Genomic DNA, 14,656 nt, shown 5'->3' on the forward strand with positions numbered 1-14,656 from the left:
CGTGCGCTCGGCGTCGCGCGGTGCGCGCGCAGGACGTCACCGTAGAGACATGGCACTGTGGGCGGCGCTGGCGGACGAGATCGCGGCCTTCGTGCTGGCCGGATGCTGCGCCGGATGCGATGCGCCGGGGACGCTGCTGTGCGATGAGTGTCGAGCGGCGCTCACCGCTGAGCCGGTGCACACCTCGACCCCCGACGGGATGCCGGTCATCTCGGCGCTTGCTTTCGACGGCATCGTCGCGCGCTGCATCCGCCGGGTGAAGGAGGACGGTGAGACCCTGCTCGCGCGGCCTCTCGGCGCGGCCCTCGCGGACGCGGCGGCAGGACTGCTCGCCGTCCATCCGAATGCGCTGCTCGTGCCGGTGCCGACGAGCGCGGCGTCGTTCCGTCGTCGCGGGTACCGGGTGCCCGACCTGCTCCTGCGGCGTGCAGGGCTTGCACCCGCACGGCTTCTCAGACCGACCAGACGAACCAGGGACCAGCGTGACCTCGATGTCGAGGAGCGTCGCCGGAACGTGACGGGAAGCATGCGGGCGCGACACGCCCGGGACGCGGGTGACGTCGTCGTCGTCGACGATGTCGTGACCACCGGATCGACCCTCGACGAAGCCGCCAGGGCGCTGACAGCGGCAGGTTTCCGGGTGTGCGGGGCCGTCACTCTGGCGGCGACGCCGCGCCGACGAGAATTCTGAGGGAACACATTGTGAAGGAACCGTGACATCGAGGGAAACGCGGACTACGGTAGGGGACCACAAGGCGACCACGGTCCGCCCTTGGCCGGGAGGACCGGGACAAGGAGGCAGCAATGGAAACAAGCATCGTTGGCGTCGGGGTGGGTATCACCGATCGCTTCCGAACCGTTGTCGAAGAGAAGATCGCCCGTGTTCAGCAGTTTGCCGCGAAGGCGCAGAGGCTGGATGTGAAGGTGACGCATCGCGCCTATCGTGGCGGACGCGTACCGGATGAGACCGTCGAGCTCACGCTGGTCGGCAAGGGCCCCATCGTTCGCGCCGAGGCCGTCGACGGAGACAAGTTCGTCGCCCTCGACCTCGCGGTCGACAAGCTCGCCGAGCAGCTGCGCCGCGCGAAGGAGAAGCGGGTCGACGGTCGTCAGCACCCTCGCGGTGCGCATTTCGAGAAGGGCAGCGGCTCGCTCGAGGGCATCGACGTGCAGCCGGCATCCGTGGACGTGTTGCAAGCGGTCGCCACAGGTACGATCCCGGTGCAGAGCGAGGAGGAAGAGGAGTACTCGCCCGTCGTCATCCGTACCAAGAACTTCGAAGCCGAGTGGATGACGGTCGAGGAGGCCGTCGATCGCATGGAGCTCGTCGGGCACGATTTCTTCCTGTTCGTCGACGCTCGCACCGATCACCCCAGCGTCGTGTACCGGCGCAAGGGCTGGGACTACGGCGTGATCTCGCTGACCACCCAGGCGTCGCCTGAGCACGCGGAGGCGCTCGCATCCTGACGTGATCGGAGAAGGCCCGGCATGCAATGCCGGGCCTTCTCCGTGTTCTGACCCTCAGTCGAAGATGCCGTCCAGGATGCTTCCGATGACCAGGCCGCCCATGATGCCGCCCATGATGTCGCCACCGCCGCCGCGGCGTCCACCGCCCCAGCCGTCGCCGCCCCAGCCCTGCTGCTGTTGCGGACGCGCCGAGTCGATGTCGCGCTGGGCCAGCTGAAGCGCCTCGGCGGCGAGCTGGGCGACCCGACGGGACGCAGCCAGAGCCTGCTCGCGGGTCTCCTCCGGCGCGATCAGCTCGGGGATGTCGATGCGGAGGCGCTCTGCTTCGGCGAACCGCGTTCGCGCGTCGGCCCCGATCCAGCCCCTGTGGCCGGAGATGAGTCCTCGGGCGACGCCGAGCTGCCGGTCGGCGTCATCCAGCGAGTGCTGCACCTGCGCCACACTGGGCAGCGGGTTCTGAGCGCGGTACTGCGCCTTGGCGATCGCGTCGTCGAGGGCGGTGTTGGCGGTGCGCAACTGGGTGAGCTCCGCGAACGGGTCGTTGCGGGATCCGGCGGGGGAGAGCGCTTCGAGTGCCTGCTCCAGCCCGGCGACGGCGGCCGTGACGGCGGGCGCCTTCGGAGCGCTCCGGGCGGCGATGATGTCTCCGCGCGAGTCTGCGACGACCTCGGCGAGGGTGGACTCGGCGCGGAGCGCCTCGATCTCGAAGTCCTCCACTGCATCCATGAGGGCGCCGGCGCGGCGGGTGGCCTCCGTCGCCGTCTCGAGCGCGAGGTTCGCCTCTTCGTTCTGTCGCGCGGCGCGCCGGCGCTCCGAGACGTCTGCGCCGTGGGTGGCGAAGGCGATGAGCTGCTCCGCTTCGTCTGCGGATGCCGAGATCTGGTGCATCGCCGATTCGGCGTAGCGCGTCGAGAGTCGCTCGATGCTCGAGCGCGTCTGCGGGATGCGCGCGGCGAGCGCCTCGGCATCTCTGCGGACCTGTTCGATGATCTGGGGAGCCTGGCGTACGCGCGACACCGAGTCGGCGAGGGCGGCGGTCTTCTCGTCGAGGAGGTCTTCTGCCCACTCGCACAGCTGCACTATGCGAGCGTTGCGGGTGCGCAGCTCTTCGTCGGTGTCGGGGATCTCGTCGTGATTGAGCTGATGCAGTTGGAACGCCTCACGGAGGTGCGTCTTCACCGACTCGAGTGCGGCCTTCAGATCCGTCGTGAGCGAGACGCCCAGCTCGGCTTCGGCGAACGCGAGTTCGTCACCGGCGGTGCGGATCCGCTCGTCCGCTGCGACGAGAGCCTGCTCGGCCCGGCGCGCCAGATCGGCATCCTGGGCCGCCTGAGCGGCCTCCTGCTCACGTTTACGCTTGCCCCAGAAACCTGCCATGGCTCGATCCTACTTTCCGTATGCGATGCGCGCGCTGTGGATCATCTCTGATCCGCAGCGCGGGTCGCGGGTCAGGCGATGACCGTTCGGCGCGTGAGCTCCGGCGTTCGGGGCGGGATGAGCCAGGATGCCACGGCGATCAGCAGGGGCAGCGCGAGCGCCAGTCCCGCCAGCGCCACCCAGGGCATGTCCGCCACGAGCAGCTCACCCCGGGACTGGATCGCGAACCCGATCGGCGGGAGGATCCCGGCCGCAGCTCCCGCGATCGTGCCGAATCCGGCGATGATGAGCCCCTGCCAGAAACCGATCCGTCGTCGAAGGCCCGGCGTGCCGCCGACCGCTGTGAGCGTGGCGTCGTCCGGCCGGCGTTCGAAGCGAGCAAGGCCCAGCGCCACGGCGGACGCCCCGAGGACCAGCACGGCGACGCCGATGAGGGTGGGGATCATCCAGAACCAGTCCGTGGTCGGACCGCGCTCGTATGACGGTGAGAGTGCCACGTCGGGACTGCTGAGGAGCGTGGCGTGGGAGTACACGCGATCCATGTCCTCGTTCGCGAGCGGCTCGGGCATCGCGGCGACGACCGTGACCGGCTGGACCACCATACCGAGTCGCTCGGCTGTTTCCGGAGCGATGACGATCGCCAGCGGCTGATCCGGCACATCGAGCACGATCGCTTCGACGGCCCGCTCCCACTGCGCTTCGGCGACGGGCGACAGCTCAGGCTGTCGTTGCCAGACGTTGTCCGGAAGGCGCCCTTCATACGACTCGCGAGCCGTCCACGCGGCGACGTCGATGGTGCCGTCGGTCACCCACCGATCGTCGGTGACGAGTGCACTGCCGGCACGGAACGCTGCGAGATGAGCGGCTGAGAGATCCACGCCGAGCACCGTTGACAGTGCAGCGGGCTCGACGACGGAGATCGGGTTCATCGGCGACTGCATGAAGCCGTAGGACATGGTCACGGTCGGATCGAGCAGGTGTTCTTCGGGCATCACGGCCATGATCCACTGATCGTCCGCTGGAACATCGTCGGACGACGGGTAGTACACGGGCTCTGATTGCGCCTGGACGAGCCCGACGCTCGACGCACCCGCGTCTGTCACGAGCTCGACCGCGGCGTCCGCTGCGGCATCCGCCTGCTCGGCGTTCACCGGCATGACCATTCGGTTGCCTGCCGGGTAGAACTGCACGAACAGCGAGCCGACGGGTCCCTGGTAGAACCAGTTCCGGCTCGAGTTGCCGATCTGCATCGACGACTGAGACATCGCGAAGACTGCGATGAACACGGTCGCCCCGATGGCAGCGAAGGCGGGAACGGTGCGCGAGGCATTCGCCGCGGCATCCCGCGACGCCACCCGGGCGGACAGGCTGAGACGAGACAGGGTGCGCGAGGTGAGCCAGAGCAGCCACCTGCCCGAGAGGAGGATGCCGATCTGCACGAGGATGGGGCCGATCACGATCCCGAACGGCGGGATCGCCCGCAGGGGGGAATCTCCCGCGAGTTCCTCGTATGGCACAGCACCCAGGGAAGCCGTCAGTACCGCGCTCGCGATCGTGATCCCCACTCCCACGATCAGGATGACCGAGCCCCAGATCGGTCGCGATGCTCTCGGCGTCTGCGGCCGTCGTGCGCCGCGCAGGGCGCTCAGCGTGTCCGAACGTGCGACGGTGCGCGCCGGGATCGCCGCCGATGCGGTTCCCACAAGGACGGAGAAGACCAGAATGGCGGCGAGCGCCACCCACGGCATGTGGAAACCCCAGTACCGGGTGCCGGAGCCGTCATCTGTGAAAGCCATGATGACCGCGGCGAGCCCGGTGCCGAGAGCGAGTCCTATCAGTCCGCCGACAAGACCGAGGACGGTCCCCTGCAGGACCACGGTGCGGCGGAGGTCGGCTCCGGTCGCACCGACGCTCGCGGCGACGGCGAGCGAGCGCTGCTGGCGACGGGCCGCCACGGAGAACGCCGCCCCGGCGAGCATGATGACCACGTACGCGGCGAAGAGGCCGGACGCCACCAGCATCATCACGAGACCCTGCCACGCGAAGTACTCGCCCATGCCTGCCCATGGGTCCCCGGCCTTCGCCGCCGGCGGGTCGAGCATCACATCACGCGAGTAAGCGATGATTCCGTTCTCGTTCAGCGCCTCAACATCGCTCCAGGTCAGGGGTGTGCTCGGCAGGAACCACTGCGTCGATCCGCTCAGAGCGCCGGCGGGGAGGAACAGAGCCGTCTGATCCGACGGTACGGTCTTCGCGGTCATCGTCCCCACGACCGTGAACGTCTCGCCGGAGTCCGTCATCTCGACGTCTCCGCCGATCGCGATGTCGAACCGCTCGAGACCGGCCGGCGTCACGAGGATCTCGTCGGATGCCGCGGGCATCCGCCCCTCGACGAGGTCGAAGCGGCCATCGAATCGCTCGTCCCACACCTCACCGGCCCAAGCGGACAGCGTCGCCACCCCGGCACCCGTGTTCGCGCGGATCTGGCCTTCGGTCACCGGGATCGTCTCGGTCCCTGATGGGAGGGCGCCGATCGGGTCCGGCAGCGGGTCGCCGTCGGTCACCGTCATCTGATCGTTCTCGAAGGGATAGCCGTTCCAGTCCGGCTGCGTCGGTGCCTGCCAGAACCCGGAGTCCGGCACGCCGACCGGCTGCACCCACGCCTCCATCTGGCCGAGTTCTGCGCGCACGGCCTCCTCCGGCGTGGATGCGGCGCTCCACGAGACGATCGAGAACGCCGCCATGCCGGCGATCGGCAGCGCTATGAGTGTCGCGATCAGGATGCTCGACGAGATCGTGCGCCGTACCTGACGATGCGCGAGCCGTGAGGCGACTCGCCAGCGGGCGCGATGCGTGCCGCGCTCGCGAGTCGGTCGCGGTTCCGGGCTTCGTCTCGTCGACCGGCTGCGCTGCCGTTCGAGTGTCGAGCTCATTGCGCTGCGCCGGTCAGCAGGCTCTCGGCGCCGTCGCGTCGAGTCTCGTCGATGATGCGGCCGTCACGGAGGAAGACAACTCGGTCCGCGAAGGCCGCATGGCGTGCCTCATGCGTGACGAGGATGCCCGCGGCTCCCGCGTCGACCCGCGCTCGCAGCATCTTCAGCACCATCTCGCCCGTGACGGAATCCAAGGCGCCCGTTGGCTCATCTGCGAGGATGAGGCGCCGGCCGCCGACCACGGCTCTGGCGATCGCAACGCGCTGCTGCTGCCCGCCCGACAGGTCGTCGGGGTAGGAGTCGAGCTTGTCGGCGAGGCCGACCGAGGCGAGAGCGTCCTTGCCGGCACGGCGGGCGACTCTCCCGCGGAATCCGTCGAGCTCGAGCGGGAGGATCACGTTCTCGATGGCTGTGAGCGTCGGGATGAGGTTGAAGTCCTGGAACACGAATCCGAGCGAGCGGCGACGCAGTTTCGCGACCTGGGAGCGGGACTGCTCGCTGAGATAGGACCCCTCGATGATCACCTCGCCGCTGGTCGGGGTCGCGAGGCCCCCGGCGATCGACAGGAGAGTCGACTTGCCGGAGCCCGAGGCCCCCATGATGGCGACCAGTTCGCCCTGCCTGACCTCGAGGTCGACGCCGGACAGCGCGGAGACCGCTGTCGCGCCCTGCCCGTACTGCTGGGTGATGCCGACGAGCTGCAGCACTGCTTCGGTCATGATCCTCATCCCTCGGTCTCGGTGCCGACGGCGTGCCCCTGTCGAACGACCGGGCGCCCTCGCTTGGGCCGCTCGGTCGCGAGCTCGAGTCCCATCGCATGGTTCGGATGAAGCGCCAGGCGCTGCTCGGTGTGATCCAGCCAGCGCACCTCTGCCTCCGCGGCGAAGATCATCGAGTCCACCACCAGGGACCACGCGAGCTCGGCCGGTCCCTCAGGGTCGCCGCCCGCGTACTTGGCCCGCTGCATGCTCTGCAGGTGCGACAGCGACGCGCGTCGCTGCGCCTGGATGACCGCGGCGACGTCGACGCCGGGCAGCGTGGCGGCGACGGCGAGTTTGATCGCGAGCTCGTCTCGCGTGGCCTGGGTGCGCACGACGGGGGAGGAGAGCCACTGCGCGACCTCGGCGGATCCGGCATCCGTGATCTGCCAGTACACGTGGCCCTGTTCGTCTGCTTCGCCGCGCTGCACCAGAGCGTCACGCTCGAGGCGTTCGAGCGTGTTGTAGATCTGCCCGACGTTCAGCGGCCATGTCGAGCCGGTGCGGCGGTCGAACTCCGCACGCAGCTGATACCCGTAGCAGGGCCCCTGGTCGAGGATGGCGAGCAGGCTCTGGCGAACGGACACGGTGACCTCCTGAAGTCATTTCTGAGTAAATATATACACGGAAATGGGTCGCTACTGCCAGATCGGGCCGAACGGCGTGTCCTGTGCAGACGACGTGCAGGTCACGGGCCGGTAACATAGCGAAGTATGCCCGGCACCGAAGCCCGATCTGGGTGGCTGGGATCTGACCCACAACAGGGAGATGACTTAAGTGGCGAATCCTCTTGAGAAGCTGCTGCGCGCAGGTGAAGGCCGCATCCTTCGGCGCCTGAACCAGGTGGTCAAGGCCGTCGGCGCCCTCGAGGGGGACTTCGAGAAGCTCACCGATGAGGATCTCGCGAACGAGACCACGGTGCTGCGCGAGCGCTTCCAGAACGGCGAGACGCTCGACCAGCTCATGCCCGAGGCCTTCGCCGCCGTGCGCGAGGCGGCCAAGCGCACACTCGGCATGCGCGCCTACGACGTGCAGCTCATGGGTGGCGCAGCCCTTCACCTCGGCAACATCGCCGAGATGAAGACCGGTGAGGGCAAGACGCTCGTCGCCACCTTCCCCGCGTATCTGAACGCGATCGCCGGCGAGGGCGTGCACGTCATCACGGTCAACGACTTCCTTGCCTCGTACCAGGCCGAGCTCATGGGTCGCGTGTACCGGGCGCTGGGCATGACGACCGGCATCATCGTCTCGGGCCAGACGCCTGCGGTGCGCCGTGAGCAGTACGCCGCGGACATCACGTACGGCACGAACAACGAGTTCGGCTTCGACTACCTGCGCGACAACATGGCGTGGCGCAAGGAGGACCTCGTCCAGCGCGAGCACTTCTTCGCCATCGTCGACGAGGTCGACTCGATCCTCATCGACGAGGCTCGCACGCCGCTGATCATCTCCGGTCCGTCCTCGGGCGAGGCCAACCGCTGGTTCACCGAGTTCGCGAAGATCGCCCGCACGCTCGAAGCGGGCGAGGATTACGAGGTCGATGAGAAGAAGCGCACGATCGGCGTGCTCGAGCCCGGTATCGAGAAGGTCGAGGACTACCTCGGCATCGACAACCTGTACGAGTCCGCCAACACGCCGCTGATCTCGTTCCTCAACAACTCGATCAAGGCGCTCGCGCTGTTCAAGAAGAACACCGACTACGTCGTGATGAACGACGAGGTCATGATCGTCGACGAGCACACCGGCCGCATCCTGGTCGGCCGCCGATACAACGAGGGCATCCACCAGGCCATCGAGGCCAAGGAGAGCGTTCCGGTCAAGGCCGAGAACCAGACCCTCGCCACCGTCACGCTGCAGAACTACTTCCGCCTGTACGACAAGCTCGCGGGCATGACCGGCACCGCCGAGACCGAAGCGGCCGAGTTCATGTCGACCTACAAGCTCGGCGTCGTGCAGATCCCGACGAACAAGCCGATGATCCGCAAGGACAACGCCGACCTCGTCTACAAGAACGAGACGGCGAAGTTCGCCCAGGTCGTCGAGGACATCGCGGAGCGTCACGAGACCGGTCAGCCGGTCCTGGTCGGCACCGTCAGCGTCGAGAAGAGCGAGTACCTCTCTCGCCTGCTGGCGAAGAAGGGGATCAAGCACGAGGTCCTCAACGCCAAGAACCACGCACGTGAGGCCGAGATCGTCGCCCGCGCCGGACGCCTCGGTGCCGTCACCGTCGCGACGAACATGGCCGGTCGAGGCACCGACATCATGCTCGGCGGCAACGCCGAATTCCTTGCCGTCCAGGAGCTCAGGGGCAAGGGCCTCGACCCGGCGGAGACGCCCGAGGAGTACGAGGCCGCCTGGGACGAAGCGTACGAGGCCATGAAGGCCGTCGTCGCCGAGGAGAGCACCAAGGTCACCGAAGCCGGCGGCCTCTACGTGCTCGGCACCGAGCGCCACGAATCGCGCCGCATCGACAACCAGCTGCGCGGACGTTCAGGACGTCAGGGCGACCCGGGAGAGAGCCGCTTCTACCTGAGCCTCACCGACGACCTGATGCGTCTGTTCCAGTCCGGAGCAGCTGAGGCAATCCTCGCCCGGACGAACTTCCCCGACGATGTCCCGATCGAATCCGGCCTCGTCTCGCGTGCGATCCGCAGCGCCCAGTCGCAGGTCGAATCGCGCAACGCGGAGATGCGCAAGAACGTCCTCAAGTACGACGACGTCCTCAACCGCCAGCGCGAGGCGATCTACGCGGATCGCCGACACATCCTGCAGGGCGACGACATCGCCGACCGCGTCCAGCACTTCATCGAGGATGCCGTCACCGGTGTCGTCACCGACCACACCGGCGAGGGCCACACCGAGAGCTGGGACTTCGACGCGCTGTGGACCGAGCTGAAGACGCTCTACCCCGTCAGCGTCACGATCGACGAGGTCGTCGCCGAGGCTGGCGGACGCAAGGGCGGGATCACGACGGACGGTCTCACGCGCGAGCTGCTCTCCGACGCGAAGATCGCCTATGAGAAGCGCGAGGCGGCCCTCGGCGAGGCTGCCATGCGCGAGCTGGAACGCCGCGTCGTCCTCCAGGTGCTCGACCGCCGCTGGCGCGACCACCTCTACGAGATGGACTACCTGAAGGACGGCATCGGTCTGCGCGCCATGGCGCAGCGCGATCCGCTCATCGAGTACCAGCGCGAGGGCTTCTCCATGTTCCAGTCCATGATGGGCCAGATCAAGGAGGAGTCGGTCGGATACCTCTACAACCTCGAGGTCGAGGTGCGTCGTGCCGCGGACTCCGAGGTCACCGAGGTCGAGGCGAAGGGTCTCGTCAGCGATGGCGGCGAGCAGCGCCTCGAGTACTCCGCGCCCAACGACGCCGGCGAGGTCGAGGTGCGCAACGACCGCGGCCAGGTGAAGAAGGCGGCGCCCGAGACGGATGCCGCGGCTCCGCAGGAGAGCGCGCGCGGCGCGTTCGGCCAGCGGGTCGATGCTCCGGCAGCCGCTCCGCAGAACCGTGAACAGCGCCGAGCCGCAGACAAGAAGAAGCGCTGAACTTCCGTTGAGAAAGCCTGCCGGTGAATGCCGGTAGGCTTTCTCAATGACCCACACGCGCACCTTCGACCAGTCGTCGAAGCTGAAGAACGTCCTGTACGAGATCCGAGGCAAGGTTCCGGCAGAGGCGGCGCGTCTGGAAGCAGAGGGCCACAGCATCCTCAAGCTCAACACCGGAAATCCGGCGATCTTCGGCTTCGAGGCACCCCACCAGATCGTCCACGACATGCTGGCGGCTCTTCCGACCGCGCACGGCTACAGCGACAGCCGAGGCATCATCTCCGCCCGCAGGGCCGTCGTCAGCCGGTACGAGCAGATCGAGGACTTTCCGCCGTTCGGGCCGGATGACGTCTACCTCGGCAACGGTGTCTCCGAGCTCATCACGATGACGATGCAGGCCCTGCTCGACGAGGGCGACGAGGTCCTGATCCCCGCACCGGACTACCCGCTGTGGACGGCGATGACGAGCCTGGCCGCAGGCACCCCTGTGCACTATGTCTGCGATGAGAACAACGGCTGGCAGCCCGACCTGGAGGACATCCGCGCCAAGGTGACGCCGCGCACGAAGGCCCTCGTCATCATCAACCCCAACAACCCCACTGGTGCCGTGTACTCGCGCGAGGTGCTCGAGGGGCTCGTGCAGATCGCGCGTGAGAACGAGCTGCTGCTCCTCTCCGACGAGATCTACGACCGCATCCTTTTCGATGACGCCGAGCACATCTCCACCGCGACGCTGGCGCCCGACCTGCTGTGCCTCACATTCAACGGACTTTCGAAGACCTACCGCGTCGCCGGGTACCGCGCGGGCTGGCTCGTCATCACCGGGCCCCAGCGTCACGCCAAGGGATTCCTCGAGGGCATCACGCTGCTGGCATCCACGCGGCTGTGCCCGAACGTCCCCTCGCAGCACGCCATGCAGGCGGCTCTGGGAGGCGTTCAGTCGATCGATGCGCTGATCGCTCCCACAGGGCGCCTGCACGAGCAGCGCGACATCGCCTGGCAGGGCCTCGAGTCGATCCCCGGAGTGAGCTGCGTCAAGCCGCAGGGAGCGCTGTACGCGTTTCCCAGGCTCGACCCCGAGGTGCACGCCATCCATGACGACGAGAAGTTCGTCTACGACCTGTTGATCGCCGAGCGCATCCTGCTGGTTCAGGGGACCGGATTCAACTGGCCGACACCTGATCACTTCCGCGTCGTCACCCTGCCGGAACCGCGGGTGCTCGGCGAAGCCATCGAGCGACTCGGGAACTTCCTCTCGACCTACCGGCAGTGACGGTCGTGCGCGTCGGCGCCGGTTCCAGATGCTCGGCGAGGCGCCGGACCGCTGCGACGAGAGCCGACCGCGGCGTGACATCCGCCATGGGCCCGGCGTGCAGCAGGGCGGCGTCGGCCGCGCGCTGATCGAACGGCAGGAAGGTCACGTCGGTGATGCCGGCGAAGCGCTCGAGCGCACGTCGAACCTGTCCACGTGCGTCGATGCCGAGCGGGCCAGGGCGCACCTGGTTGGCGACGACCACGATGCGCGCGGTGGGGCCGACGAGTCCGCGCAACTCTGCGTGATCACGCAAGAAACGCGAGATCGAGAGGGGATCGGCGGCGGTGACGGCGACGATGACATCGGCCTCGCGCAGCACCGCAGTGGTGGCGGCATGGCGGCGAGGGCCGCTGAGGTCGTCTGAGACCTCCTCGTAGGATTCGAACGACGCCGACACATCGACGACGGTCTCCTCGACCCACTCCCTGCACACGCCGAGGGTCGCGCGCAACCGGTCGGCAGACAGCTCCGGCCAGCGCGACGGCCGGTTGAGCCCGGCGAGGACGTCGACGGTGCCCGCGCTGGTCTCCATCGCCACCGCGACGCGGTCGAGCTCCGCCGGATCCAGGCCGCCCAGTTCGGCGCGACGGCAGGCGGCCGCGATACCAGGAGCATCGTCGCCGAGGCCGAGCAGCAGCGCCAGCGACGGGGCGACCGTGTCGGCGTCGATCAGCGCGCACCGCCGACCACGCGAGAGCTCGAGCGCGAGCTGGATCGCGACGGTCGACCTGCCTGGAGCACCGTGCGAGCCCCAGACCGCCACCACACGCCGATGCGACGGTTCGCTCCTCGTCGCCGTACGGGGCGTCTCATCGTCGAGGGCGTCGGCGATCTGCCAGGCGTCGGCGTCCTCCGGCAGCGCCTCGGGGAGTCCGTATCGGCTCAGCAGTCGCGAGTCTCCCGCGCCGAGCGTCACGATCCGCACTCCTGCGGCGTCGCACGCCGCGACGAGGTCGGCGTTCAGGACCGTGCGGGTCGCGGGGAGGATGATCGCCTCGGCGTCATGGAGCTGATCGTGCAGCACATCGGGATCGGGTGCGATGCCGACGATGCGATGGCCGATGCGCTCCAGTTCTCTGGCGAGCTCGGTCGCCCTGGGGTCGGCGACGGCGACGATCACGGCCGTCACGAGCCGGACCCGACGGGAACGATCGACAGCGCGGCGCCGGCGTTGATGGCTGCGAGCACATCCGCCACATCGGCGCGATCGATCACGAGTTCGACGGCAGCGCTGCGCTGTGCGAGCATTCCGTCGCTCTCGGGGATGGATGCCACGACGACGTCGGCGGCGAGGATCCGTGGCGCGTCGTACTCTCCGTCGTCCTCCAGCGGCGGCGAATACCACAGCTCCACCGGCGTACCCGCCTCGACGCGGGCGGGAATGCCGACGCTGCTGTCCACGACGATGTTCGTCGTCCGCCCGCTCTGCGCGTCTGCCGCTGCCGTGGTCGAGAGCAGTTCGCCGCTCTCCACGGTGCGGGCGGCGATCATGCCGGGCTGGAGGTCCTGAGGCGCGAGGTAGCCATCCACGACGGCGCCGAGACTCACCTCGACGACGCGGAAGTCGCCGGAGGCGAGCGACTCGCCCTGGGTGATCGTGCGGTTCGCCTGCAGCACTGGCGTCGTGTTCCGTGCGGAGGAGACGATCAGCCAGACGCCGGCGATCGAGAGGATCACGAGCACGACGCCGATGAGGAACCGGATGTCGCCCCAGAACGGGCGTCTGGGACGTGGGTGGGTCGTCATGACTTCATCGTCACAGAATCGCCGCTGTCGAGTCGGAAGTTATCCACAGGAGGGAGCGGTGGTGCAGGTCGCCCGCGCCGGCACGTCAGAATGGACGCATGGCCGATTCGCCCGCATCTGCTCCCCGCTTCCTCGCGCCCGCGCAGGTCGCCGAGCTGCTGAGCATCGAGGTCGATGAGGTCATCGCCCTCGTGATGGCCGGGCGTCTCCGCGGCGCGCAGCTGGGCACGCCGGCGCGGTGGCGGGTGGAGGAGAGCAGCATCGCCGACTACCTCGCGGAGCAGACCGAGGAGGCGCGGCGCATGGCTCTGTGGCGACAGGCGGACGAGGCGAGCTTCCCCGAGGTGTGGGGGCCGCAGCGTCCGCACCGTTCCTGACTGATTCGCGCGGGCCCTGACGCAACCGGTCAGATCGCGCCGCTGGCGGTGCGAACCCACTGCACTGCAGTGAAGGGCACGATCCGGAAGCCGCGCACGACGGTGGACAGCCGCGGCTCGCCTGGGTCGTGCATGGCCAGATCGAGGTGGTCGTCCCCGGCGCGATCGATCGTGCCGTGCAGCCGCTCTCCGTCCGTGAGAGCAAGACGCACGGCGAGGCGGCGTCGAGCGAAGTCGCGGAGGAGAAAGCCCATGGTCATGCGGGAGCGCATGCCGTCGTTCGGAATCTCGACGTCCTCGAGCGTCTCCAGGATCGCCCCATGATGCGTCTCGACACCCGCTACGGCCGCGATGGGGACGATCAATGCGGCCGGGGCGTCCTGGGTCTGGATGGCGATCCAATCTGCTCCGACCGCGCGCAGACGACCCGTCTGCCGCTCGCCGTCGGCGAGTCGCACGGCGAACGGCGCATCGCTGCGCTGCATCAGTCGCAGCCGTTGCAGGAGCGTGAGCTTCGAGATCCGCAGCCGCTCCGACTCGGCATCCAGCGCCGCTTTCTCGGCCTCCCACTCGGCGGCGAGCTGACCTTCGAGGTCTTCGAACAGACGATCCCAATGCACACCGAGAGCGTACGGCAGGGGTGCGCGGCGGCGTACGAGTTATCCACATCTTCTGCATGCGGCCCGGCGGAGCACTGCGCTCGCGTGCTCTACTTGCACCCATTGCTGACCGAGAGTGACGATGATGACGCTTCAAGAGTATTTCGCACCGCAGCCGACGCCCGCGTCGGATCTCCCAGACCCCGCACCGCTGCTGCGCAGTCTCACGCAGGGCGTCCTCGAGGTCTTCGCCGGTGTACGAGAACTCGACCAGCTCGCCCGTTGGTTCAGTGAAGAGGCGTTCCGAAAGCTCAGCGCGCGAGCGAACCTCTCTTCCCGAGCCCGCAGCGCCAGGGGTACGGCCCCGGCGCGACCGGTGTTCGAAGTCCTGTCGATCCGGGAGTCCGAGCCGGCGGACGGCATCGTCGAGGCGGTCGTGATCGTCGCAGGACCGGGCCGCACCAGGGCGGTCGCCATCCGGCTCGAGGGTCTCGACCGGCGTTGGCGCGCCACGTCGTTCGCCGTGCTCTGATCG

The 14,656-nt window shown here is 68.2% G+C and carries 13 protein-coding genes; 6 read left to right on the plus strand and 7 right to left on the minus strand.

Annotated elements, in window-relative coordinates:
• Positions 1 to 49: 49 nt before the first annotated feature.
• Positions 50 to 691 carry a phosphoribosyltransferase family protein gene (locus tag LQZ87_RS04315; RefSeq protein ID WP_230102219.1) on the plus strand — a complete coding sequence of 214 codons (642 nt, stop codon included), beginning with the start codon at positions 50 to 52 and terminating at the stop codon, positions 689 to 691.
• A gap of 113 nt (positions 692 to 804) precedes the next feature.
• Positions 805 to 1,467, plus strand: a complete 663-nt coding sequence (gene raiA, locus LQZ87_RS04320; protein WP_230102220.1) for a ribosome-associated translation inhibitor RaiA — start codon at positions 805 to 807, stop codon at positions 1,465 to 1,467.
• A gap of 54 nt (positions 1,468 to 1,521) precedes the next feature.
• Here the strand turns inward: raiA and LQZ87_RS04325 are convergent, their stop codons facing one another.
• The 4 genes from LQZ87_RS04325 to LQZ87_RS04340 all read right to left on the minus strand — a co-directional run bounded on the left by LQZ87_RS04325 (position 1,522) and on the right by LQZ87_RS04340 (position 7,122).
• Positions 1,522 to 2,844, minus strand: coding sequence for a hypothetical protein (locus tag LQZ87_RS04325; protein ID WP_230102221.1), 1,323 nt, complete (start codon positions 2,842 to 2,844; stop codon positions 1,522 to 1,524).
• Positions 2,845 to 2,915: 71 nt separating this feature from the next.
• Positions 2,916 to 5,777, minus strand: a complete 2,862-nt coding sequence (locus LQZ87_RS04330) for an FtsX-like permease family protein (RefSeq protein WP_230102222.1) — start codon at positions 5,775 to 5,777, stop codon at positions 2,916 to 2,918.
• Positions 5,774 to 6,496, minus strand: coding sequence for an ABC transporter ATP-binding protein (locus LQZ87_RS04335; protein WP_230102223.1), 723 nt, complete (start codon positions 6,494 to 6,496; stop codon positions 5,774 to 5,776). The genes LQZ87_RS04330 and LQZ87_RS04335 overlap by 4 nt, the downstream gene beginning before the upstream one ends.
• A gap of 5 nt (positions 6,497 to 6,501) precedes the next feature.
• On the minus strand, positions 6,502 to 7,122 hold the full coding sequence (locus LQZ87_RS04340; protein WP_230102224.1) for a PadR family transcriptional regulator: 621 nt from the start codon (positions 7,120 to 7,122) through the stop codon (positions 6,502 to 6,504).
• Between the two features lie 190 nt (positions 7,123 to 7,312).
• On the opposite strand from LQZ87_RS04340, the gene secA reads away from it, so the two are divergent.
• Together secA and LQZ87_RS04350 are read left to right on the plus strand one after the other, a co-directional pair.
• Entirely contained in the window at positions 7,313 to 10,084 is a 2,772-nt protein-coding gene (secA, locus tag LQZ87_RS04345) for a preprotein translocase subunit SecA (RefSeq protein WP_230102225.1), read from the plus strand.
• A gap of 46 nt (positions 10,085 to 10,130) precedes the next feature.
• On the plus strand, positions 10,131 to 11,357 hold the full coding sequence (locus LQZ87_RS04350; protein ID WP_230102226.1) for a pyridoxal phosphate-dependent aminotransferase: 1,227 nt from the start codon (positions 10,131 to 10,133) through the stop codon (positions 11,355 to 11,357).
• Here the strand turns inward: LQZ87_RS04350 and LQZ87_RS04355 are convergent.
• Positions 11,281 to 12,528, minus strand: a complete 1,248-nt coding sequence (locus LQZ87_RS04355; RefSeq protein WP_230102227.1) for a hypothetical protein — start codon at positions 12,526 to 12,528, stop codon at positions 11,281 to 11,283. The two genes, LQZ87_RS04350 and LQZ87_RS04355, sit on opposite strands and share 77 nt — an antisense overlap.
• Positions 12,525 to 13,145: an SAF domain-containing protein gene (locus LQZ87_RS04360; protein ID WP_230102228.1), complete on the minus strand. Its 621-nt coding sequence runs from the start codon at positions 13,143 to 13,145 to the stop codon at positions 12,525 to 12,527. The genes LQZ87_RS04355 and LQZ87_RS04360 overlap by 4 nt, the downstream gene beginning before the upstream one ends.
• Before the next feature lie 98 nt (positions 13,146 to 13,243).
• On the opposite strand from LQZ87_RS04360, the gene LQZ87_RS04365 reads away from it, so the two are divergent.
• A complete protein-coding gene (locus LQZ87_RS04365; RefSeq protein WP_230102229.1) occupies positions 13,244 to 13,522 on the plus strand; it encodes a helix-turn-helix domain-containing protein in 279 nt (92 codons plus the stop codon).
• A 29-nt stretch (positions 13,523 to 13,551) separates the two neighbouring features.
• Here LQZ87_RS04365 and LQZ87_RS04370 read toward each other — a convergent pair whose 3' ends face one another.
• A complete protein-coding gene (locus LQZ87_RS04370; RefSeq protein ID WP_230102230.1) occupies positions 13,552 to 14,142 on the minus strand; it encodes a hypothetical protein in 591 nt (196 codons plus the stop codon).
• A 124-nt stretch (positions 14,143 to 14,266) separates the two neighbouring features.
• Between LQZ87_RS04370 and LQZ87_RS04375 the strand changes: the two genes are divergently transcribed.
• Positions 14,267 to 14,653 (plus strand): Rv3235 family protein, encoded by a 387-nt coding sequence (locus tag LQZ87_RS04375; protein ID WP_230102231.1) that lies wholly within the window; start codon positions 14,267 to 14,269, stop codon positions 14,651 to 14,653.
• The last annotated feature ends 3 nt before the right edge of the window (positions 14,654 to 14,656 follow it).

The organism is Microbacterium sp. Bi121 (genome assembly GCF_918698005.1).
Lineage (GTDB): Bacteria > Actinomycetota > Actinomycetes > Actinomycetales > Microbacteriaceae > Microbacterium.